Annotated in this window: 20 protein-coding genes; 8 read left to right on the forward strand and 12 right to left on the reverse strand. The window is 65.4% G+C overall.

Going from position 1 to position 21,229, the window contains the following annotated elements:
* Nucleotides 1-5: 5 nt before the first annotated feature.
* Entirely contained in the window at nt 6-746 is a 741-nt protein-coding gene (locus ACVWZM_RS19190) for an SIMPL domain-containing protein (RefSeq protein ID WP_456783012.1), read from the reverse strand.
* A 5-nt stretch (nt 747-751) separates the two neighbouring features.
* Complete coding sequence (locus ACVWZM_RS19195; RefSeq protein ID WP_456854254.1) at nt 752-1,456, reverse strand: GyrI-like domain-containing protein; 705 nt, start codon at nt 1,454-1,456, stop codon at nt 752-754.
* A 183-nt stretch (nt 1,457-1,639) separates the two neighbouring features.
* On the opposite strand from ACVWZM_RS19195, the gene dapF reads away from it, so the two are divergent.
* Complete coding sequence (gene dapF, locus ACVWZM_RS19200; protein WP_456854256.1) at nt 1,640-2,527, forward strand: diaminopimelate epimerase; 888 nt, start codon at nt 1,640-1,642, stop codon at nt 2,525-2,527.
* A gap of 18 nt (nt 2,528-2,545) precedes the next feature.
* Nucleotides 2,546-3,820 carry a tRNA (N(6)-L-threonylcarbamoyladenosine(37)-C(2))-methylthiotransferase MtaB gene (mtaB, locus tag ACVWZM_RS19205; protein ID WP_456854258.1) on the forward strand — a complete coding sequence of 425 codons (1,275 nt, stop codon included), beginning with the start codon at nt 2,546-2,548 and terminating at the stop codon, nt 3,818-3,820.
* Nucleotides 3,821-4,080: 260 nt separating this feature from the next.
* Here mtaB and ACVWZM_RS19210 read toward each other — a convergent pair whose 3' ends face one another.
* On the reverse strand, nt 4,081-5,220 hold the full coding sequence (locus tag ACVWZM_RS19210; protein WP_456854260.1) for a DUF2336 domain-containing protein: 1,140 nt from the start codon (nt 5,218-5,220) through the stop codon (nt 4,081-4,083).
* Between the two features lie 209 nt (nt 5,221-5,429).
* Nucleotides 5,430-6,131, reverse strand: a complete 702-nt coding sequence (locus ACVWZM_RS19215) for an RluA family pseudouridine synthase (protein WP_456854262.1) — start codon at nt 6,129-6,131, stop codon at nt 5,430-5,432.
* A 49-nt stretch (nt 6,132-6,180) separates the two neighbouring features.
* Between ACVWZM_RS19215 and ftsY the strand changes: the two genes are divergently transcribed.
* Together ftsY and ACVWZM_RS19225 are read left to right on the forward strand one after the other, a co-directional pair.
* Entirely contained in the window at nt 6,181-7,128 is a 948-nt protein-coding gene (ftsY, locus tag ACVWZM_RS19220) for a signal recognition particle-docking protein FtsY (RefSeq protein ID WP_456854264.1), read from the forward strand.
* Nucleotides 7,129-7,189: 61 nt separating this feature from the next.
* On the forward strand, nt 7,190-7,792 hold the full coding sequence (locus tag ACVWZM_RS19225) for a septation protein A (RefSeq protein ID WP_057020937.1): 603 nt from the start codon (nt 7,190-7,192) through the stop codon (nt 7,790-7,792).
* A 180-nt stretch (nt 7,793-7,972) separates the two neighbouring features.
* Here ACVWZM_RS19225 and ACVWZM_RS19230 read toward each other — a convergent pair whose 3' ends face one another.
* The 5 genes from ACVWZM_RS19230 to ccmA form a co-directional block, all read right to left on the reverse strand.
* On the reverse strand, nt 7,973-8,566 hold the full coding sequence (locus ACVWZM_RS19230; protein WP_057020936.1) for a DsbE family thiol:disulfide interchange protein: 594 nt from the start codon (nt 8,564-8,566) through the stop codon (nt 7,973-7,975).
* Entirely contained in the window at nt 8,563-8,742 is a 180-nt protein-coding gene (ccmD, locus tag ACVWZM_RS19235; RefSeq protein WP_057020935.1) for a heme exporter protein CcmD, read from the reverse strand. Before ccmD ends, ACVWZM_RS19230 begins: the two co-directional genes overlap by 4 nt.
* A gap of 4 nt (nt 8,743-8,746) precedes the next feature.
* A complete protein-coding gene (locus ACVWZM_RS19240; protein ID WP_225163870.1) occupies nt 8,747-9,535 on the reverse strand; it encodes a heme ABC transporter permease in 789 nt (262 codons plus the stop codon).
* A gap of 75 nt (nt 9,536-9,610) precedes the next feature.
* Nucleotides 9,611-10,279 (reverse strand): heme exporter protein CcmB, encoded by a 669-nt coding sequence (gene ccmB / locus ACVWZM_RS19245; protein ID WP_057020933.1) that lies wholly within the window; start codon nt 10,277-10,279, stop codon nt 9,611-9,613.
* Complete coding sequence (gene ccmA, locus ACVWZM_RS19250) at nt 10,276-10,878, reverse strand: heme ABC exporter ATP-binding protein CcmA (protein ID WP_456854266.1); 603 nt, start codon at nt 10,876-10,878, stop codon at nt 10,276-10,278. The genes ccmB and ccmA overlap by 4 nt, the downstream gene beginning before the upstream one ends.
* A gap of 240 nt (nt 10,879-11,118) precedes the next feature.
* On the opposite strand from ccmA, the gene acnA reads away from it, so the two are divergent.
* From acnA to ACVWZM_RS19265, 3 genes are all read left to right on the forward strand, one after another.
* Entirely contained in the window at nt 11,119-13,839 is a 2,721-nt protein-coding gene (gene acnA / locus ACVWZM_RS19255) for an aconitate hydratase AcnA (protein ID WP_456854268.1), read from the forward strand.
* Nucleotides 13,840-14,065: 226 nt separating this feature from the next.
* Entirely contained in the window at nt 14,066-14,827 is a 762-nt protein-coding gene (locus ACVWZM_RS19260) for a DUF1223 domain-containing protein (RefSeq protein WP_057020930.1), read from the forward strand.
* Between the two features lie 527 nt (nt 14,828-15,354).
* Nucleotides 15,355-15,726 carry a DUF2794 domain-containing protein gene (locus ACVWZM_RS19265; RefSeq protein WP_028340822.1) on the forward strand — a complete coding sequence of 124 codons (372 nt, stop codon included), beginning with the start codon at nt 15,355-15,357 and terminating at the stop codon, nt 15,724-15,726.
* Nucleotides 15,727-16,108: 382 nt separating this feature from the next.
* Here ACVWZM_RS19265 and ACVWZM_RS19270 read toward each other — a convergent pair whose 3' ends face one another.
* From ACVWZM_RS19270 to ACVWZM_RS19280, 3 genes are all read right to left on the reverse strand, one after another.
* Nucleotides 16,109-16,900 carry a Bax inhibitor-1/YccA family protein gene (locus ACVWZM_RS19270; RefSeq protein WP_021078796.1) on the reverse strand — a complete coding sequence of 264 codons (792 nt, stop codon included), beginning with the start codon at nt 16,898-16,900 and terminating at the stop codon, nt 16,109-16,111.
* A gap of 234 nt (nt 16,901-17,134) precedes the next feature.
* Nucleotides 17,135-19,705, reverse strand: a complete 2,571-nt coding sequence (locus tag ACVWZM_RS19275) for an ABC transporter permease (protein WP_057020929.1) — start codon at nt 19,703-19,705, stop codon at nt 17,135-17,137.
* Complete coding sequence (locus ACVWZM_RS19280; protein ID WP_028336302.1) at nt 19,702-20,421, reverse strand: ABC transporter ATP-binding protein; 720 nt, start codon at nt 20,419-20,421, stop codon at nt 19,702-19,704. The genes ACVWZM_RS19275 and ACVWZM_RS19280 overlap by 4 nt, the downstream gene beginning before the upstream one ends.
* A gap of 55 nt (nt 20,422-20,476) precedes the next feature.
* On the opposite strand from ACVWZM_RS19280, the gene ACVWZM_RS19285 reads away from it, so the two are divergent.
* Complete coding sequence (locus ACVWZM_RS19285; protein ID WP_057020976.1) at nt 20,477-21,136, forward strand: arylesterase; 660 nt, start codon at nt 20,477-20,479, stop codon at nt 21,134-21,136.
* Nucleotides 21,137-21,229: the final 93 nt, after the last annotated feature.

Consider the following 21,229-nt stretch of genomic DNA (forward strand, 5'->3'; position numbering starts at 1 on the left):
TTGAATTACTTCTCCTTGATCGCCCAGGAGACGCTGACATTGACCGTCAGTGTTTCCTCGCCTTGCGCCACCGGCGTCGGCGCGGCGAAGCCTGCCGTCGCCATCTTGGGACGGAACACCGGGACCGGCGCCGAGCCGACCTCCGCAATATTCACGGGTGCGCCGAGCGTGACGCCGGCGGCCTTGGCGTAGATCTCGGCCTTGCGGCGGGCGTCGGCGATCGCCTTTTCGCGCGCCTCGTCGAGCAGCTTCGAGGCCTGTGACACCGAGAAATTGAGCCCGCCGATATCGTTGGCGCCGGCGCCGACCAGCACGTCGATGACGCTGGCGACCTTGCTTACATCGTGCAGCCTGATCGTGACGCGATTGCTCGCATGGTAGCCGACGATGCTGGGCGGGGCGTTCGGCGACGACGGCCCACGATTGGCGAATTGCGGCTGCAGCGACAGCCGCGAGGTCTGAAAGTCCTTCTCCGCGATCCCGGCGCCCTTCAGTGCGGCCAGCACCTTGCCCATCGTCACATTGTTGGCTTCGGCGGCTTCGCGTGCGGTCTTGGCGTCGGTGGTGACGCCCGCGTCAAGCTGCGCCTGGTCGGGCGGCGCCGACACGGTCGCCTCGCCGGTGACCGAAATCGCAGGCGGAAAGTCGTCATTGGCCAGTACGGGCGCAGCCAGCAGCGTGGTCGCGATCAGGGGGACGGCGAAGGAGAGGCCGAAGGGGAGGCCAAGGAGAAGGCGATGGGTCATCTGGCTCACTTCAGGGGTACGTAGACGTTGATCACAAGCTTGTCCTCCGCGGTCTTCAGCGGATCGGTGATGTATTCCTCGACAAAGGTGTCCTTGGCTTCGAGCTTCTTGTCGTCGAGGTGGTTGGTGATCGCCTCATAGGTGTTGTCCATGTTGTCGTAGGAACCGCGATGGACGAACTTCAGCGCCTTGCCGTCGGGCGAATTGCCCATGCTCATGTTCTTGCCGAGGTTCTTGACGTCCTGATCGACCGGGATCTCGGCGATGAAGGTGAAGCCGGTGTCGTCGGTCGAGGTGTAGACGATCATCGGATTGCCCGATGCCTTGACGCCGTCCTTGTCGAGCAGCGCGGTGAGCTGCTTGAACGCCTCGATCAGGGCGTCGAAGGCGGAATCCCAATTGGCCGTGCCCTTCAGCATCACGACCTTTTTCGGCTCCAGCGTGAACGGCTCGCCGAAGGGATCGGCGGTCTGCACCGGGGCGGCCGGCGCCGGCGCCGGGGTCTGCGCTGCGGCCGGGCTGTCGGCCGGCGACTTGGTCTCGGCCGGCGGGGGCACCGGTGTCGCCGACGGTGCAGGGGCAGGGGTCGGGCTCGCTGCGGGAGCGGGCGTGGCTGACGGCGACTGGGCAGGGGCCGGGCTTGCCAGTGCGATCGCGGCCAAGGGCAGCAGCGCGACCAGGGCCGCGCGGAGCGTGTTGATACGGTTCATTGGTTTTTCTCCATCCCCTGCCTCGAACGGCCGCTCGATCTGTCCCGGCGCGCGGTCCGCGAGGTGCGATATTCCTAACACGCAAGTTCTGCATTCGTCCCATGACAGATGTGTCATGGGGCCATTCAGGCTGGCTAACTGGCCACCACTCGCCATATAACCGGGCAGAATTTGGGAAAATCGATGAGCGCGCTCGCCAATCACGCATTCGCCAAGATGAACGGCATCGGCAACGAGATCGTCGTCGTCGACCTGCGCGATTCAGCGGTACAAGGTCGGGCACAGGTGTCGGCAGCGGAGGCGCGCGCCGTGGCTTCGCCGGCGGGCGGCGTGCCCTATGACCAGCTGATGGTGCTGCAGCCGCCGCGGCTCGACGGCACCGAAGCGTTCATCTCGATCTACAACAATGACGGCTCGGAGGCCGGGGCCTGCGGCAACGGCATGCGCTGCGTGGTGCGGCGGATTTTCGAGAAGACCGGCCAGACATCAGCGACGTTCCAGACCCGCGCCGGCCTGCTCAATTGCTGGCAGGGGCCGGCGCCCGATCTCTACACCGTCGACATGGGCGCGCCGAAGTTCGGCTGGCAGGACATTCCGCTGGCTGAGGAATTTCGCGACACCCGCTACATCGAGCTGCAGGTCGGGCCGATCGACAATCCGGTGTTGCATTCGCCCTCGGTGGTCTCGATGGGCAATCCGCATGCGATCTTCTGGGTCGATGACGTCAATGCCTACGATCTCGAACGTTTCGGCCCGCTTTTGGAAAACCACCCGATCTTTCCGGAACGCGCCAACATCACCCTCGCCCATATCGTCGATCGCGACCACATCACGATCCGCACCTGGGAGCGCGGCGCCGGTCTCACCAAAGCGTGCGGCTCGGCGGCCTGCGCGACGGCGGTTGCGGCGGCGCGGCTGAAGCGTGCCAATCGCAGCGTCGAGATCACGCTGCCCGGCGGCAAGCTCGGCATCGAGTGGCGCGAGCGCGACGATCACGTGCTGATGACCGGCACCGCCGATTTCGAATATGAGGGCCGCTTCGATCCGGCGCTATTCGCCAGCGTCGCTTGATCGGGCGTGAGATCGGTTATGGGCGTCGATGTCGTCACCTTTGGCTGCCGCCTCAACGCATTTGAGTCCGAGGTGATTCGCCGCGAAGCCGAGCAGGCGGGGCTTTGCGACACCATCGTCATCAACAGCTGCGCCGTCACCAACGAGGCGGTGGCGCAGGCGCGGCAGTCGATCCGCAAGCTGAAACGCGAACGCCCGCATGCGCGCATCGTCGTCACCGGCTGTGCGGCGCAGACGCAAAGCCGGATGTTCGCCGAGATGGCCGAGGTCGATCGCGTCGTCGGCAATGACGAGAAGATGCGTGGCGACGCCTGGCAGGCCACGCGCGCCGCGTTCGAGGCGCCGTTCGGCATCGACACAAGCGAGAAGGTCGCCGTCGCCGACATCATGGCGGTGACCGAGATGGCGCCGCATCTGCTCGACGGCTTCGAGCGCGGCCTGCCTCGCGTATTCGTGCAGGTGCAGAACGGCTGCGACCATCGCTGCACCTTCTGTATCATCCCCTACGGACGCGGCAATTCGCGCTCGGTGCCGATGGGCGCGGTGGTCGATCAGGTCCGCGCGCTGGTCGAGCGCGGCCATGCCGAGATCGTGCTGACCGGCGTCGATCTCACGAGCTATGGCGCCGACCTGCCGGGCGCGCCGAAACTCGGCCAGTTGACCCGGCAGATCCTGCGCCATGTGCCCGAGCTGAAGCGGCTGCGCATCTCGTCGATCGATTCGATCGAGGCGGATCGCGACCTGCTCGATGTCATCGCCGACGATGCGCGGCTGATGCCGCATCTGCATCTGTCGTTGCAGTCCGGCGATGACATGATCCTGAAGCGGATGAAGCGCCGACATTCACGCCGGGACGCGATCGATTTCTGCGCGCAGGTCCGCCGGCTGCGGCCGGACATCGCTCTCGGCGCCGACATCATCGCGGGCTTCCCGACCGAATCCGAAGAGATGTTCGCGCGTTCGCTCGATCTGGTCGCGGAATGCGATCTCACCTTCCTGCACGTGTTTCCCTATTCGCGGCGTCCGGGCACGCCCGCCGCACGGATGCCGCAGGTCGATGGCGGCGCGATCAAGGAGCGCGCCAGGCGGCTGCGCGCGGCAGGCGAAGCCGCGCTGCTGCGCCGGCTTGACGCGGAAGTCGGCGCGATGCGCGAGGTGCTGATCGAGAGCGAGCGGCAAGGCCGCACCGAGCACTTCCTGCCGGTCGCGATCGAGAGAGATGTGCCGGGCATGGTACGCGCGATGACTATCCGCGGCCATGACGGTGCGCGGCTCATTGCATCGGGCCGCTGAGAAAGTTCGCTCCCATTGTTCTCCCGGCGCAGGCCGGGGCCCATTACCCCAGATCTCAATTGCTGCGCGACGCTGGGGCCGCGATCTCGCACGGTCACAGAATGCGGTGGTTATGGGTCCAGGCTTTCGCCACGACGACGAATGTGGGGAGCCGCGCATGGCGGGTCCGGAGCAGCGGATCACCTGCATTTCGCATGTGATCATACTGAACGAGCTATTTGACAGGTTGAATCTCTACATGCGCATCGTGCATGACGCACTCAGTGCGTGCGCCCGCCCAGCCTTGCCGGCTGCGACGCGCGAACCTGCCAGAACCGCAGCAGGCGATCTGCGTTTTCGCGGGTCAATTTCGTGAACTGGCTCTTCGCATGGGCGAGTTCGACCGGTCCCATGGAGCCGGTGGTATAGCGACATTCCATCACCGCGGCGGCGGTATCCCAACTCAGGCCTGCTGCCCGGCACGGCACCAGCAGGCCCTCACTGCGCAGGCTTTGCATCAGGGAGCGGATCACCTCGATGTTCGACTGCGCAAGATACGCCAGCGCAACGATGGTCTCTTCATATTTTCGCTGCCTGGCGAAACCGAGCAGTGAGGCTTCGTTGAGCTCGCCGTCGTCCTTCAGCTTCGCGACGTGGTGCTTGGCCGCGGTGAAGTCGCGGACTTGCGACATGTCGCGCTCGACGCCGGCGGCGACCGCTGCGATCGCATGCCGGATTTCTTCGAACAGATAGGGCGGGGCGCGTTCCAGCAGACGGCCGCGAACCTCTTCCGTCGCGCGGCGCAGGAGCTGAAGGCGGAGCTCCGACGGCAGGTCGGCGCGAATGCCGGTCTCGACCGCAAGCACCGGATCGTGCTCGGCCTGCGCGAGGATGACGGCAAATCCGCCCGGCGATACTTTGGCGCCGGGATTGGTGACCAGGCGGTGGCTCACGCTCGCAAAGCGACGCGCCAGAAGCGCGTCAGTGACGACCTCCTTTAGCCACCAGCGGCCGGCGACGGCGAGCAGATGCTGCTCGCTCTTGGTCCGTGCGATCTCGACCAAATCGTCCGCGCTGAGCCGCGACGATTCCTGCAGGATCGGCCGCGCGATCCTGATCTCGTCATTGCTGGCGAGACGGCGAATGATCGCGGGCGGTGCCTGGGCGACCGGTGCGAGCTGCTCGCTGATGTCGGTGAGCGCCATCCGGGCGCTGATGTCGGCGAGCGCGCGCAACTCGATGGTCTTCACCAGACGCTCGAGCACGTTGTCGAACAGCTCGATCTGTTCGCTGTTGAACTTGCCGGCGGATGCGAGGAAAAGGCCGGTGACGCGCCTTGCCGTGGCCAGGCATTTATCGGCGGAGCCGGCGCGTATCGCAGCCTCGACCTCGTCGACAATTGCTAGTCCATCATTCAGCATTGCTCGTCCTGAGCCGTCCGGTCCCGGCGCGCTTTTCTAAGCCGCCTTCAGGACTATCGGATGGGCCTGAATGTTCCGTAAAGGATAATTCTCCGTAAAATCACGGAGGCTAAAGCGCGATGAGGTTGGGCTGGATCGTCATCGCGCTTTAGCTCTTTGTTTGAGCATAATCCTTTCGGAAAACCGCTTCGCACTTTTCCGGATCATGCTTAGTCGCCGTTCCAGCCGCAGGCCTTGAGCCGCTTCCGCATGTGCTCGGGTGCCGGCGCGACCACATGCACCGGGTCCTTGTTCCTGGAGATCGGGATGCCGATCTCGCGGGAATGCAGATGCAGGGTCGGCTCGCCGAAGCGCGGGCCGTTGCCATAGATATTGTCGCCGACGATCGGCCAGCCCATCGCCGCCGAATGCACCCGCAGCTGATGGGTGCGGCCGGTGACCGGCTCCATCGCGAGCCAGGTGAGGCCGTCGCCACGCCCCAGCACCTTCCAGTTGGTGATCGCCTTCTGGCCATCCGGGTCCGGCTTCTGCCACCAGCCGCGCTCGGCGTTGAGCCGGCCGAGCGGCATGTCGATTGTGCCTTCATCCTCGGCAGGGCCGCCCTCGACCACGGTCCAATAGGTCTTCGCAATCTTGCTGTGCTTGAACAACAGCCCGAGCGAGGCGGTCGCCTTGCGGTGGCGTCCCAGGACGAGGCAGCCCGAGGTGTCCTTGTCCAGCCGATGCGCCAGCACCGGCGGCCGCGGCAGGCCGAACCGCAGCGCGTCGAACGAGGCCTCCAGATTGGGGCCGCCCTTGGGACCGCGATGCACCGGCAGGCCGGCCGGCTTGTCGATCACCAGCATCAGCCCGTCGCGGTGGAGCACCCGGCCCAGGATTTCTTCCGCGGTCAATTGGGGAACATCGATCAATTCGTCGAGACTTTCGTTTATGGGCCGAAACGGCTAACACGTCCGCGCCATGAACGATACCACTGCGGGAACTCCAAAACAGAGCTGGTGGCAGCGGCTGAAGGGCGGCCTGAAGCGAACCTCGAGTTCGATCGGGACCGCGGTCGCCGACCTCGTCACCAAGCGCAAGCTCGATGCGGCCATGCTCGATGACATCGAGGATGTGCTGCTGCGCGCCGATCTCGGTACCGATGTCGCGGTCCGCATTGCGGAGGCTGTCGGCAAGGGGCGCTACGACAAGGCGATCTCGGCCGACGAGGTCAAGGACGTGGTCGCGACCGAGGTCGAGAAGGTGCTGTCGCCGGTGGCGAAGCCGCTCGAGATCGATGCCGCGAAGCAGCCGTTCGTCATCTTGGTGGTCGGCGTCAACGGCTCTGGCAAGACCACGACGATCGGCAAGCTGGCCTCGAAATTCTCCGCCGAGGGCCGCAAGGTCATGCTGGCCGCCGGCGACACCTTCCGCGCCGCGGCGATCGAGCAGCTCAAGGTCTGGGGCGAGCGCACCAAGTCGCCGGTCATATCAGGCGCCCAGGGCTCGGATTCGGCGAGCCTTGCCTTCAGCGCGCTGACCGCGGCCAAGGAGCAGGCGCGCGACGTGCTGCTGATCGACACCGCCGGCCGCCTGCAGAACAAGTCCGAGCTGATGAACGAATTGGAAAAGGTCGTGCGCGTCATCAGGAAGGTCGATGCGTCGGCGCCGCACGCGGTGCTGCTCGTGCTCGACGCCACGGTGGGACAAAATGCGTTGTCGCAAGTCGAGGCGTTTCATCGTACGGCAGGCGTCACGGGGCTCGTGATGACCAAGCTTGACGGCACGGCGCGCGGCGGCATCCTTGTCGCGCTGTCGGAGAAGCACAAGCTGCCGGTGCATTTCATCGGCGTCGGCGAAGGCGTCGAGGACCTCGCGCCCTTCGCGGCGAAGGATTTTGCCAAGGCAATTGCCGGAATCGAGGCATGACCCCGAAACGTGGACACCGGTTTTCGGATCGGGTCATGCCTCAAATCAAAGTAGAGAGTTGATGGACAAGACCCAGCCGCATCCGCTGTTCAAGCTGGCGACCGAACTCGGGCCACTGCTCGTGTTCTTTATCGCCAACGCCAAGTACCATCTGTTCGTCGCGACCGGCGCCTTCATGGTGGCGATCGTGGCCGCGATGATCGCATCCTATGTGGTGACCAGGCACGTGCCGATCATGGCGCTGGTGACCGGCGCGATCGTCTTGGTGTTCGGCACGCTGACGCTGGTGCTGCACGACGAGACCTTCATCAAGGTCAAGCCGACCATCATCTACGGGCTGTTCGCGGCCGTGCTCGGCGGCGGGCTGTTGTTCGGCCGGTCCTTCATCGCCATCATGTTCGACCAGGTGTTCAACCTGACGCCGCAGGGCTGGCGCATCCTCACCCTGCGCTGGGCGCTGTTCTTCGCCGGCATGGCGGTGCTCAACGAGCTTGTCTGGCGCACGCAGACCACGGATTTCTGGGTGAACTTCAAGGTGTTCGGCGTGACGCCGCTGACCATGATCTTCGCCATCGCCCAGATGCCGCTGACCAAGCGCTATCACCTTGAGCCGGTCTCGCTGGAGGCGAGCGAGGCCGACGCGGGCGACGTGCGGAAGGGGTGATCAGCACTCTGCTCCCTCGCCCCGCTCTCTTGTCCGCCGAAGCCCGCCTTCGGGCGAAGGCGGATGCGGGGAGAGGGTGGGGTGAGGGTCTCTCCACGGATAGGCTCGGAGTTTATTACAAACACCGTCCAAAGCCCCTCGCCGTAAAGGACGGGGAGAGGTGAGCGCAAGTAACGGCTATCAACTGCCCGCCGCGAGCGCCTTCTCGATCTCGGCCTTGAGCACGCGGTTGACGTTGTCCGGAGTCACCGGGCCGACCAGCTTGTAGACGATGGTGCCCTCGCGCCCGACCAGGAAGGTCTCGGGCACGCCATAGACGCCCCATTCGATCGAGGCGCGGCCGTTGCCGTCGACGCCGACGATGCCGAACGGATTGCCGTAGCGGCCGAGGAAGCGCCGGGCATTCTCGGGCGAGTCCTTGTAGTTGATGCCGATGATCTGGAAGCGCTTGTCCTTGCCGAGCTCGGTCAGCAGCGGCGCCTCGTCGTGGCAGGGCACGCACCACGACGCCCAGACATTGACGACCGAGACCTTGCCCTTGAAGGCGGCGGGATCGAGACCGGGGACCGGCGCACCGTCCCGCACCAGGCCGTCGAGCGCGGGCAGGGCGGTCTGCGGCGCCGGCCGGCCGATCAGCGCCGACGGGATTTTCGAGGGATCGCCGCCATAGAGCCGCAGCAGGAACAGCCCGGCGAGGCCGAGGAAGATCAGCAGCGGCAGCACCACCAGCAGGCGGCGCGCTTGCGGCGGGCTGTTGGTTGCCTGATCGCTCATCTTATATCTGCCGCGCTGCGGCCGGAGCGGCGCGTCACGCCGCTGGCCTCGATCTCCCTGAGGCGCGCCTGTTGCCGGCGATAGTCGGCGATGATCCAGACGATCAGCAGCAGCACAACCGCCGCGACCAGCGCGTAGGACGTCACGATGAAGGAGGCGTAGGGACCAAGCGCCATCGTATCACGCCGCTCCAATTTCGTTTGACGCGGTTGCTTGCGAACCGCCGCCCACCTCGCTCGTGAACGAGACGCGGCTCGCCTGCATCATCTGCAGGCTGCGCACGCGCCGGCGCAGGATCTCGTTGCGCATCGCCGCCAGGTGCAAGGTGATGAACAGCAGCGAGAACGCGATCGCCATCACCAGCAGCGGCCACAGGAACGCCTTGTCGAGCGTCGGCCCGCCGGCGCGAAACACCGAGGCCGGCTGATGCAGCGTGTTCCACCAGTCGACCGAGAACTTGATGATCGGGATGTTGATCGCGCCCACCAGCGTGAGCACCGCCGCCGCCCGCGCCGCACGCGACGGGTCCTCCACCGCGCGCCACAGCGCCATCAGGCCGAGATACATCAGGAACAGGATCAAGACCGAGGTCAGGCGCGCATCCCACTCCCAATAGGTGCCCCACATCGGCCGGCCCCACAGCGACCCGGTGACGAGCGCCAGAAAGGTGAAGGCGGCGCCGATCGGAGCGGCAGCTTTCGCGGCGACGTCGGCGAGCGGATGCCGCCACACGAGGGTGCCGAGCGCGGCCACGCTCATGACGCCCCAGACGAACATCGACAACCACGCATTCGGCACGTGGATGAACATGATCTTCACCGTGGCGCCCTGCTGGTAGTCGTCGGGCGCCATCGCCGACTGGTAGAGCCCGATCGCGAGCAGGATCGCGGTCACGCCGGCGAGCCACGGCAGGATGCGCGCGGTCAGCGCCAGAAACTTGGTCGGATTGGCGAGGTCGGTCAGCGTCATGGCACCCTGATAATCGTCCGATGTGTCGCAGGCAATTGGCCGATTTCCTCCCGGCGAGATTTGATCTGGCTCATCTCAGTCCAGCCCGTGCCGCAGGCTCGCGGCCGCGGCAAAGGGGCCGATCACGAGGCTGGCAAGCGACAGCGCGCAGAGGATCGAGAACGGCGTTCCAAAGGGCAGGGGGCCCGAAATCGCCGCCTGCGAGGCCGCAACACCGAAGATCAGCACCGGGATCGACAGCGGCAGCACCAGCACCGCCAGCAATAGCCCGCCGCGATGCAGCGTCACCGCCAGGGCCGCGCCGATCATGCCGGTGAAGGTCAGCGCCGGTGTTCCCGCCAGCAGCGTCGCCGCGACCGCGAGCGTCGCCGTGCCGTCGAGATTGAGCAGCAGGCCGAGCACCGGGGTTGCGATGATCAGCGGCAGGCCGGCGGCGATCCAGTGCGCCAGCGCCTTGGCGGCGCAGGCGAGTTCCAGCGGCGTCCGGCTCATCACGATGAGGTCGAGCGAGCCGTCCTCGTGGTCGGCCGTGAACAGGCGGTCGAGCGTGAGCAGGCTCGCCAGCAACGCGCCGAGCCAGAGGATGGCGGGGCCGAGCCGCGACAGCAGCGCGAGATCCGGGCCCACCGCGAACGGCATCAGCACCGTGACGGTGAGGAAGAACAGCACGCCGATCAGCGCACCGCCGCCGACGCGCAGCGCGATGCGGATGTCGCGGCGGATCAAGGCGCCAAGCGCGCTCATGCCGCGCCTCCCATCCGCAGATCGCGCGCATCGATGCCGAGCGGCAGATGCGTCGCCGCGACGATCAGGCCGCCCCGTGCGAGATGGTCGCGCATCAGGTCGATGAACAGCGCCTGTCCGGCCGCGTCGAGCGCCGATGTCGGCTCGTCCAGCAGCCACACCGGTCGCCGCACCGAGAGCAGGCGCGCGATCGACAGGCGGCGGCGCTGCCCGGCGGAGAGGTAGGCCGCCGGCAGATGCGCGGCGTGGTCGAGCGCCACGGCGGCAAGGCAGCGGCCGGCGTCCTCGGTCTCGCCGCCGAGGAATTCCCGCCAGAAGGACAGATTTTCCGCAACGCTCAGCGCCGGCTTCAGGGCGTCGCGGTGGCCGAGATAGTGGGCCTGCTCAGGCAGGCTGAGCTCGGCGTCGCCGCCTTCGAGCGCGACCACACCCTCGGCGGGAACCAATAGCCCGGCGAGGACGCGCAGCAGCGAGGTCTTGCCGGCGCCGTTAGGGCCGCTGATGGCGAGCGCCTCGCCTGACGTGGCCGACAGATCGAGGCCGGAAAACACCTCGCGTCCGCCGCGCACGCATTTCAGATTTCGTCCCGAGAGCCGCATGGTTCGTCTTGTCACAGCCCTCTGAAATCTTTCGCTACCGCGTGAGAATTTTTGGGTCGCGCAACGCTGTCGCACGCTTGTCGGTGTGGCGGCGCTTCTAGAAAGGTTCTATAAGCCCGGAACTTGATGCAGCACACACAATCGGCGGCCGCAACCCACCCCAGGCCATCCCTTGGCCAGTCTCGATCGCCGGTGTTTAGTTACCCTTGCCGGGTATAACTGAGAATTGGGATTCCTCGCATGACCTCGCTCGACAGCTTCAAATGCCGCAAGACCCTGAAGGTCGGCGGCAAGTCCTACGTCTATTACAGCCTGCCCCAGGCAGAGAAGAACGGACTGAAGGGGATTTCGAAGCTGCCGTATTCGATGAAGGTTCTGCTGGAGAACCTGCTGCGCAACGAGGACGGCCGCACCGTCAAGAAGGAAGACATCGTTGCGGTGTCGAAGTGGCTGAAGAAGCGCCAGCTCGAGCACGAAGTCGCGTTCCGCCCGGCGCGCGTCCTGATGCAGGATTTCACCGGCGTCCCGGCCGTGGTCGACCTCGCGGCGATGCGCAACGCGATGCAGAACCTCGGCGGCGATGCCGAGAAGATCAACCCGCTGGTGCCGGTCGATCTCGTCATCGACCACTCGGTGATCGTCAACTTCTTCGGTGACAACAAGGCGTTCGCGAAGAACGTCACCGAGGAATACAAGCAGAACCAGGAGCGATACGAGTTCCTCAAGTGGGGCCAGAAGGCGTTCTCGAACTTCTCGGTGGTGCCGCCCGGCACCGGCATCTGCCACCAAGTCAATCTCGAATATCTCGCGCAGACGGTGTGGACCAAGAAGGAGAAGATGACGGTCGGCCGGAAGACCGGCACCTTCGAGGTCGCCTATCCCGACTCGCTGGTCGGCACCGACTCGCACACCACGATGGTCAACGGCCTCGCCGTGCTCGGCTGGGGCGTGGGCGGCATCGAGGCGGAGGCCTGCATGCTCGGCCAGCCGCTGTCGATGCTGCTGCCCGAAGTGGTCGGCTTCAAGCTCAAGGGCCAGCTCAAGGAAGGCGTCACCGCGACCGACCTCGTGCTGACCGTCACCCAGATGCTGCGCAAGCTCGGCGTGGTCGGCAAGTTCGTTGAATTCTTCGGCCCGGGCCTCGACTATCTCTCGGTCGCGGACAAGGCGACCATCGGCAACATGGCGCCCGAATACGGCGCGACCTGCGGTTTCTTCCCGGTCGATGCCGCGACCATCGATTACCTGAAGACCTCGGGCCGCAAGGCCGATCGCGTCAAGCTGGTGCAGTCCTACGCCAAGGCGCAGGGCCTGTTCCGCACCGCCAAGTCGACTGACCCGGTGTTCACCACCACGCTGACGCTCGACCTCGGCGACGTCGTGCCGTCGATGGCCGGGCCGAAGCGCCCCGAAGGCCGCATCGCGCTGCCGGCGGTGTCGACCGGTTTCGCGACCGCGCTGGTCGGCGAATACAAGAAGCCCGAGGGCGAGCAGAAGCGTTATGCGGTCGAGGGCCGTGACTTCGATCTCGGCCATGGCGACGTCGTGATCGCGGCGATCACCTCCTGCACCAACACCTCCAATCCGAGCGTGCTGATCGGCGCCGGCCTGCTGGCGCGCAAGGCGGCCGCCAAGGGCCTCAAGGCCAAGCCGTGGGTGAAGACCTCGCTCGCGCCGGGCAGCCAGGTGGTGGCGGAGTATCTCGCCAATTCTGGCCTGCAGGCCGATCTCGACAAGGTCGGCTTCAACCTCGTCGGCTTCGGCTGCACGACCTGCATCGGCAATTCCGGCCCGCTGCCGGAAGACATCTCGAAGTCAATCAACGAAAACGGCATCGTCGCCGCCGCCGTGCTGTCGGGCAACCGCAACTTCGAAGGCCGCGTCTCGCCCGACGTGCAGGCGAACTACCTCGCCTCGCCGCCGCTCGTCGTCGCGCATGCGATCGCCGGCACCGTGACCAAGGATCTCGCGGTCGAGCCGCTCGGCATCGGCAAGGACGGCAAGCCGGTGTTCCTCAAGGACATTTGGCCGACCGCCAAGGAGATCAACGCCTTCATGAAGAAGTACGTCACCGCGACGATCTTCAAGAAGAAGTACGCCGACGTGTTCAAGGGCGATACCAACTGGCGCAAGATCAAGACCACGGAAAGCGAGACCTATCGCTGGAACATGAGCTCGACCTATGTGCAGAACCCGCCCTATTTCGAGGGCATGAAGAAGCAGCCGGATCCGGTCACCGACGTGGTCGACGCGCGGATCCTCGCGATGTTCGGCGACAAGATCACCACCGACCACATCTCGCCGGCCGGTTCGATCAAGCTGACCTCGCCCGCCGGCAAGTTCCTCAGCGAGCACCAGGTGCGCCCCGCCGACTTCAACCAGTACGGCACGCGGCGCGGCAACCATGAAGTGATGATGCGCGGCACCTTCGCCAACATCCGCATCAAGAACTTCATGCTGAAGGGCGCGGACGGCAATATTCCGGAAGGCGGTTTGACCAGGCACTGGCCCGACGGCGAGCAGATGTCGATCTACGACGCCGCGATGAAGTACCAGCAGGAGAGCGTGCCGCTGGTGGTGTTCGCCGGCGCCGAATACGGCAACGGCTCGTCGCGCGACTGGGCCGCAAAGGGCACGCGCCTGCTCGGCGTGCGCGCGGTGATCTGCCAGAGCTTCGAGCGCATCCATCGCTCCAACCTGGTCGGCATGGGTGTGCTTCCGCTCACCTTCCAGGACGGCACGTCGTGGTCCACGCTCGGCCTCAAGGGCGACGAGAAGGTCACGATCCGCGGGCTGCAGGGCGACCTGAAGCCGCGCCAGACGCTAACGGCCGAGATCGTCTCCGCTGACGGCGGCAAAAAGGATGTCCCGCTGCTCTGCCGCATCGATACGCTGGACGAGCTCGACTACTATCGCAACGGCGGCATCCTGCATTATGTGCTGCGCAAACTCGCGGCCTAAGGCCCCTTTGTTTGAGCATGGTCTGTCCGGAAAACCGCTTCACACTTTTCCGGACCATGCTCCAACGCGGATTTGTGATCGGTGCCTCACTGCTTAGTGAGTAGCGGCTAAAAAGAAGGCGGCCTATGAAAAGGCCGCTTTCTCGCGTTTTGGGGCACGCAAGTTCAGGGACAGACTTCATGCTCCGTACAATTACGGATGGAAATCATCACGACTGGTTCGCAGTATGACAGCGATGATGGCCTATAACTGTATCTCGCGATGGTCCAGCGCCCTTGGTATCTGCGCAATCGTCGCGATCATCCGCCCCGCCCACGCCGATCCGCGTGCCGTCGTCGAACTCTTCACCTCGCAGGGATGCTCGTCCTGTCCGCCCGCGGACAAGATCATCGGTGACCTCGCGAAGGACCCCAACGTCATCGCGCTGAGCATGCCGATCGACTATTGGGACTATCTCGGCTGGAAGGACACGCTGGCCGATTCCCGTTTCAGCGCGCGCCAGAAGGCCTATTCGCATGTTCGCGGCGACCGCGACGTCTACACGCCGCAAGCCGTGATCAATGGCTCCGCGCATGTGATCGGCAGCGATCGCGCCAGTATCGAGGACGCCATCAAGGACACCGAAAGGAGCGGCAGCGTGATGTCGGTGCCCGTGACGATGACGCTGAGCGGCAAGCAGATCAACGTGTCGGTCGCCGCATCGAAGTCGCCGGCCGTGTCGCGCGGCGAGGTCTGGATCTGCTCGATCTCGAAGTCGGTGCCGATCTCGATCGCGCGCGGCGAGAACCGCGGCCGCGAGATCACCTACCACAACGTCGTGCGCAATCTCCTCAAGGTCGGTGACTGGAACGGTTCGTCCGGGAGCTGGACCGTGCCGCTGGAGAACATCACGCGTGACGGTGTCGATGCTGCGGCGGTGTACGTCCAGGACGGCAACCGCGACAAGCCGGGCCCGATGCTCGGCGCTGCCTTCACCTCACTTCACTAGCGCCTCGCTGCGGTAAGGCGCGATGCGCTGGCTTCCGCCGGTCGCACGCATGTTTTCGTGCAGCCGCATGGCGACAAACCTGCATTCAGTGATCTGCCGAAAGGAAGGCGCCGGTGCTTGGCGCGCGCGTCTCGCTTGCGCAGGCCCCAAAACAAAAAGGACCAACTTTCGTTGGCCCAGTGTTGGGATTTGACTCCCCTGCGAACAGGCCCGATCCCGACGGCCCCGGGGGGCTGGGGGCTGAGGAATCCGGAACCGAAAGGACCGGGCCAACGCAGGATTTCCTTTTCGCAGGGCAGCGGGGCGGGCGATGGGCGGAAGTGGGGCAGCAATATGATTCCGCTAACGTTCCCGTGACTCTGCGGTTTTTCGGACAATCCGCCGCGCGCGGCGGTGGTTAAGGCCCGGTTGCATTGCGATTGGCCCCTTGCGGGCCCGCGCGCTTAGCGCGATCATGTCACTCTCGTGACGATCCCGAAGAGGGGCCTTCGGAACCCGATCGCCACCGAGGTGACAGGAGGCGCTCGATGAGTTTGATCTCGGAGGACACTGATCCGAGCGGGAGTCGTGCCGCGGCGCGCACCGCCGCCGCGACCCCTCAGCCCAATCGCGTGACTTTCAATCGACTTGAACTCAACCGCATTCTCAATCTCTACGGCCGCATGGTCGCCGACGGCGAGTGGCGCGATTATGCGATCGACTTCCTGAAGGACCGGGCCGTGTTCTCGGTGTTCCGGCGCGCGTCGGAAGTGCCGATCTACCGGATCGAGAAGGACCCCCGGCTTGCGCGCAAGCAGGGCATGTACAGCGTGATTTCCGCGACCGGCCTGATCCTCCGTCGTGGCCATGAACTCGAACGCGTGCTGTTCGTGATCGATCGCAAGCTGTCGCTGGTGTAAGCGCGTCAGGTCAGTCCGCTTGTAGCCCGGATGGAGCCAACGGGCCGCGCGAACGCGCGCCCGATGACAGGCTCCGCGCAATCCGGGGAAGCTGTACTCGCGTGGTAAGACCGTCCCGGATGTCGCTTCGCTCATCCGGGCTACAAATCCGCTGATCCGGCGGCACAGTTGTGCCCGAGTTTCGTAGCCCGGAGGAGGCAACAGGGCGCGCAAACGCGCTCGATGGCAGGCTCCGCTCAATCCGGGGCCGTTGAAGCCGCGGATGAGCCTGTCCCGGATTTCGCTTGCGCTTCATCCGGGCTACATCACATCTCGCCTCGCCCAAAAGAAAAGCCCCGGCGGAATGGCCGGGGCTTGGATTTGATCGGCTCGCTCGAGGCGCTTAGTCGCGCTGGCCGAGCAGCTGCAGGAGCAGCGTGAACAGGTTGATGAAGTTCAGGTAGAGCGACAGCGCACCAGTGATTGCCGCACGCTCTGCCATCACGCCACCCTGCGAGGCGTAGCCGTAGATGTAGTCGTTCTTCAGCCGCTGGGTGTCCCAGGCGGTGAGGCCCGCGAACACCAGCACGCCGACCACCGACACGATGAACTGCAGCGCCGAGCTCGCCAGGAACAGGTTGACCAGGCTCGCGATGATGATGCCGATCAGACCCATGAACAGGAACGAGCCCATGCCGCTCATGTCACGCTTGGTGGTGTAGCCGTAGAGGCTCAGCGCACCGAACGTTGCCGCGGTGATGAAGAACACGCGCACGATCGAGGTGTGCGTGTACACCAGGAAGATCGACGACAGCGACAGACCCATCAGCGCCGAGAACACCCAGAACAGGAGTTGGGCGGTCGCGGGCTGCAGGCGGTTGATGCCGGCCGAGATGACGAACACCATCGCCAGAGGGGCGAGGATGAACAGCCACTTCAGCGGGCTCACGAACATCGCGTAGCCGAACTGCGTCAGATAGGCGTTGCCGAACTTGGCGACGGCGGCCGACTGGTCGGTCGTCACCGCACCCATGTAGACGCCGAGCGCGGCGAGGCCGGTGATGGCCAGGCCGATGCTCATGTAGTTGTAGATGCGCAGCATGTAGGCGCGCAGACCGGCGTCGACGGCCGCAGCGTCAATGCGCCCGGCGGCCCGGCCGAAAGGAGAAGCGTAGTTGCGGTCTAGGTCCGACATGGTCGAATTCCCGTGGTTGGTCCCGGTGGAGCGCAAGGGATTTGCGGCGCCGGTCGTAAATCTATCTCAGATGGCTCGGTTTGCGGAACATTAATTCCGTGTCATTCAAACCGACCATCCGACCCGATTGGTATGTGGGAAATTAACACATCCGACGCAAGCTTCCACGCGCGGCCGAATGTCGCTCTGCCCTAGCATCATAGGCAAAAACGGCGCTCGCGCCGCTACATTTTGTCACAAATTCCGCAACACTGAGGCCGGCTTCTGGTTTAGCGCGAGCAGCGTCCCGGCGAGCCCCAGTCCGACCGTGACGACCAGCGCGGCGACCACGACCAGCGCGGCGCTGCCGGCCTGCCAGATAAAACTCAGCGTCATCAGCCTAGTCACGATCAGCCAGGCCGCGATCGAGCCGGCGATCACCCCGAACACCGCGGTTGCAAAACCGATCATCAGATACTCCAGCGCGTAGGCGCCGAGCAGTCGCACCCGCGTGGCGCCGAGCGTCTTGAGAATCACGGCGTCATAGACGCGGTGGCGGTGTCCGGCGGCGAGCGCGCCGCCGAGCACCAGGATCGCGGAGATCAGCGTCACGGCGCTGGCGCCGCGGATCGCCAGCACCAGATTGCTGACCACGCTGCCGACCGTCTCCAGCGCCTCGCGGACCCGCACGCTGGTCACCATCGGGAACGCGTCGGCGACCTGCTTGATGATGCGCGCGTCGTCGGCGGAATCGGCGTGTGGTTCCGTCAGGGTCGCGACATGGCTGTGCGGCGCACTCCTGAAGGCATTCGGCGAGAACACCAGCACGAAATTGATGCCGAGGCCCTGCCAGTCGATGTTGCGCAGGTTGGCGATTTTCGCCGGCACGTCGCGTCCGAGCACGTTGACGACGATCTCGTCGCCGATCTTCAACGACAGGCCGTCGGCGATCTTCTTCTCCATCGAGACCAGCGGCGGCCCGCTGTAGTCCGGCCCCCACCATTCGCCCTCGACGATCTTCGAGCCCTTGGGAATTTCGCCGGTGTAGGTCAGGCCCCGGTCGCTCTGCAGCACCCACTCCGAATCGACCGACGGCTTGAGCTGGTCGGCCTTGACGCCGCGCGCGGCCACGATCCGTCCGCGCAGCATCGGTACATCCTCGACGGTCGAGCCGGCGGCGACCTTCGCCAGGAAGGCATTGAAGCGGTCGGCCTCGGTGGAGGGAATGTCGATGAAGAAGAACGACGGCGCCCGCTCCGGCAGGGCGGCCAGGAATTGCCGGCGCAGATTGCCGTCGATCTGGGTGATGGTGACGAGCACCGCCAGCCCGAGCCCCAGCGACAGCACCACCGACGGCGTCAGCGCGCCCGGCCGGTGGATGTTGGCGATCGCGAGCCGCAGCATGGTCATGCGGCTGCGCGGCAGCCGCCGCGCCACCGCCATCAGGAGCTCGGCGATTCCGCGCAGCAGCAGGAACACCGCGATCGACGAGGCGACGAACACGGCAGCGACCCGCTTGTCATAGGCAAGCCCGATCGCGACTCCGATCAGGAGCGCGATCACCACGGCCATCAGCGCCAGATAGCTCCAGCGCGGGCGATGCCACTCGCTGGTGACGGTCTCGCGGAACAGCGCCGCGACCGGCACGTCATGCACCCGGCCGAGTGGCCACAGCCCGAACGCCAGCGCGGTGAGCTGGCCGTAGAGGAAGGACAGCGCGAGCTCGTCGGGATGCAGCGCGGGCACTACCGGCAGCGGCAGCAGCTTGCCGAACAGGCCGACGATGACGAAGGGGAGCGCGGCGCCGAGCACGAGCCCGATCACCGAGCCGATCCCGGCCAGCACCACCACCTGCGTGCAGTAGATCGTGAAGACGTCGCGGCCGGTGGCGCCGAGCGCCTTGAACGAAGCGATGACGTCGCGGCGCCGGTCGATATGGCTCTTCACCGCGTTGGCGACGCCGACACCGCCGACCAGCAGCGCCGCGAGGCCGACCAGGGTCAGGAACTGGGTGAAGCGGTTGATGGTGCGCTCGAGCTGCGGCGAGGCATTGCTGCGGCTGCGGACCTCCCAGCCGGCCTCCGGCGCGGCGGTCCGCGCGCCGTCGATCAGCGCGGTGGTGGCGCGATCGTCGTTGGCGCCGTCAGGCAGCTTCACGCGGTAGATCCAGCGCACCAGGCTGCCCGGTTGCAGCAGGTCGGTGGCGTGCAGGCTGGCTTCGCTGACCAGGAAGCGCGGCCCGAGGCCGACGCCGCCGGCAAGCTTGTCGGGCTCGGCCACCACCACGCTGCGGATCTGGTAGGTCGCACTGCCGATGGTGACGCGGTCGCCGAGCTTCAGGTCGAGCCGCGCCAGCAACGTCGAATCGGCGGCCGCGCCGTAGACGCCGTCGCGTTCGGCAAGCAGATCGGCGACCGGCATGTTCGGCTCGAGCGTCAGCTCGCCGAGCATCGGATATTTGCCGTCGACGGCCTTCAGCTCGACCAGCGCCAGCTTGCCGTCATTGCTGCGGGCCATCGCGCGCAGCGTGGCCGCGATCGAAACCTCGCCGCGTGTGCGCAGATAGGCGACCTCGTTGGGTTTGGCCTCGCGCGAGATCAGCGAGAATGCGACGTCGCCGCCGAGCAGCGTACGTCCCTCGCGGGACAGGCCGTCGCCAAGGCTCGCGGCGACCGAGCCGACGCCGGCAATCGCCATCACGCCGAGCGCGATGCAGGCGATGAACACGTAGAAGCCGCGCAGGCCGCCGCGCAATTCGCGCAGCGCATAACGGAAGGCAAGCGACGACGCGCGGCCCTGCACCGCGGCTTCGGACGCGATGCTCATGTCGTGGATTGTCCGTCGATGCGGCCGGAGCGCAGCCGCACGACGCGGTCGCAGCGCTGCGCGAGCGCGAGATCGTGCGTCACCAGCACCAGCGTCATGCCGCGCTCGGCGTGCTTGGTGAACAGCAGGTCGACGATCTGCTTGCCCGTCGTCTCGTCGAGATTCCCGGTCGGCTCGTCGGCAACGAGGATCGCGGGATCGGGCGCGAGCGCGCGCGCGATCGCGACGCGCTGCTGCTCGCCGCCGGAGAGTTGCGTCGGATAATGATGCAGCCGCTCGCCGAGCCCGACCGATTGCAGCTCCTGCGCGGCGCGCGCGGCGGCATCGGGATTGCCGGCGAGTTCGAGCGGCACCGCGACGTTCTCCAGCGCCGTCATGGTCGGGATCAGATGGAACGACTGGAAGACGATGCCGACCTGGCGGCCGCGGAAGCGCGCCAGCGCATCTTCGTCGAGGGCATTGAACGAGGTGCCGTTGACGACCACTTCTCCACTGTCAGGACGTTCGAGCCCCGCCATTACCATCAGCAAGGTCGACTTGCCCGAGCCCGACGGGCCGATCAGGCCGATGGCCTCACCCGCTGCCACACGAAGGCTGATATCTTTGAGGATATGGACCCGTGCCGCGCCGGTGCCGAGCGAGAGATTGACGTTCCTGACGGCAATGGTGTCCGGCTCGACGTCGGTCAGTGAAGAGGATTCGATGAGACTGTCCATGGTTCGGTCATATGGCACTTCCGCGTCTGCGGTCGAGGGCCGGTTGAGAATCTTCGTGCACATACTCGTGTTGCTTATGGGCTTGATGACGGCGGCCAGCGCGCAGACGCCAAGGCTGGAGAATGGCCCGGAGAAGGGCCCGGCGAAGCCGATCAAGATGGTGATTCTGGGCGATTCCCTGAGCGCCGGGTACGGCCTCCCGGGCCCGGCGGCATTCCCGATCCGGCTGCAAAAGGCGTTGGAAGCCAAGGGGATAAAGGTCGAGATGAGCAATGCCGGGGTGTCCGGCGACACCGCCTCGGGCGGCCGCGAGCGGCTCGACTGGTCGGTGCCTGATGGAACCGATGCCGTGATTGTCGAGCTTGGCGCCAACGATGCCTTGCGCGGCATCGATCCCGCCGTCACGCGTGCCGCGCTCTCCGACATCATCACAAAGTTGCAGGCGCGCAAGATCGCCGTGCTCTTGTGCGGCATGCTCGCGCCACCGAACTATGGCAGTGAGTATGCAGCGAAGTTCAACGCGATCTATCCGGATCTCTCGAAGACCCTTGGCGTGCCGCTCTATCCGTTCTTCCTCGATGGGGTTGCCGCCGACGCGAAACTCAACCAGGCCGACGGCATGCATCCGACGGCAGCAGGTGTGGACATCGTTGTGAAAAATATCCTGCCCACAGTGGAGGCATTTCTCGGCGCAATATCAGGGCAACGCAGTTGAAGCGCAGGCAGTGAGCCGTGCCGTGTCCGTAGGTTTACGAGCTGTTAACGGGTCATGCTTCGCAGAGTCACATATCTCGGGTACAAATAGGCA

The sequence above is a fragment of the Bradyrhizobium sp. USDA 4501 genome, from assembly GCF_054062115.1.

Coding starts and splice junctions, on each gene's coding strand:
- ACVWZM_RS19190 (WP_456783012.1), bottom strand. CDS start 746: ATGACCCATCGCCTTCTCCTTGGCCTCCCCTTCGGCCTCTCCTTCGCC.
- ACVWZM_RS19195 (WP_456854254.1), bottom strand. CDS start 1,456: ATGAACCGTATCAACACGCTCCGCGCGGCCCTGGTCGCGCTGCTGCCC.
- dapF (WP_456854256.1), top strand. CDS start 1,640: ATGAGCGCGCTCGCCAATCACGCATTCGCCAAGATGAACGGCATCGGC.
- mtaB (WP_456854258.1), top strand. CDS start 2,546: ATGGGCGTCGATGTCGTCACCTTTGGCTGCCGCCTCAACGCATTTGAG.
- ACVWZM_RS19210 (WP_456854260.1), bottom strand. CDS start 5,220: ATGCTGAATGATGGACTAGCAATTGTCGACGAGGTCGAGGCTGCGATA.
- ftsY (WP_456854264.1), top strand. CDS start 6,181: ATGAACGATACCACTGCGGGAACTCCAAAACAGAGCTGGTGGCAGCGG.
- ACVWZM_RS19225 (WP_057020937.1), top strand. CDS start 7,190: ATGGACAAGACCCAGCCGCATCCGCTGTTCAAGCTGGCGACCGAACTC.
- ACVWZM_RS19230 (WP_057020936.1), bottom strand. CDS start 8,566: ATGAGCGATCAGGCAACCAACAGCCCGCCGCAAGCGCGCCGCCTGCTG.
- ccmD (WP_057020935.1), bottom strand. CDS start 8,742: ATGGCGCTTGGTCCCTACGCCTCCTTCATCGTGACGTCCTACGCGCTG.
- ACVWZM_RS19240 (WP_225163870.1), bottom strand. CDS start 9,535: ATGACGCTGACCGACCTCGCCAATCCGACCAAGTTTCTGGCGCTGACC.
- ccmB (WP_057020933.1), bottom strand. CDS start 10,279: ATGAGCGCGCTTGGCGCCTTGATCCGCCGCGACATCCGCATCGCGCTG.
- ccmA (WP_456854266.1), bottom strand. CDS start 10,878: ATGCGGCTCTCGGGACGAAATCTGAAATGCGTGCGCGGCGGACGCGAG.
- acnA (WP_456854268.1), top strand. CDS start 11,119: ATGACCTCGCTCGACAGCTTCAAATGCCGCAAGACCCTGAAGGTCGGC.
- ACVWZM_RS19260 (WP_057020930.1), top strand. CDS start 14,066: ATGACAGCGATGATGGCCTATAACTGTATCTCGCGATGGTCCAGCGCC.
- ACVWZM_RS19265 (WP_028340822.1), top strand. CDS start 15,355: ATGAGTTTGATCTCGGAGGACACTGATCCGAGCGGGAGTCGTGCCGCG.
- ACVWZM_RS19270 (WP_021078796.1), bottom strand. CDS start 16,900: ATGTCGGACCTAGACCGCAACTACGCTTCTCCTTTCGGCCGGGCCGCC.
- ACVWZM_RS19275 (WP_057020929.1), bottom strand. CDS start 19,705: ATGAGCATCGCGTCCGAAGCCGCGGTGCAGGGCCGCGCGTCGTCGCTT.
- ACVWZM_RS19280 (WP_028336302.1), bottom strand. CDS start 20,421: ATGGACAGTCTCATCGAATCCTCTTCACTGACCGACGTCGAGCCGGAC.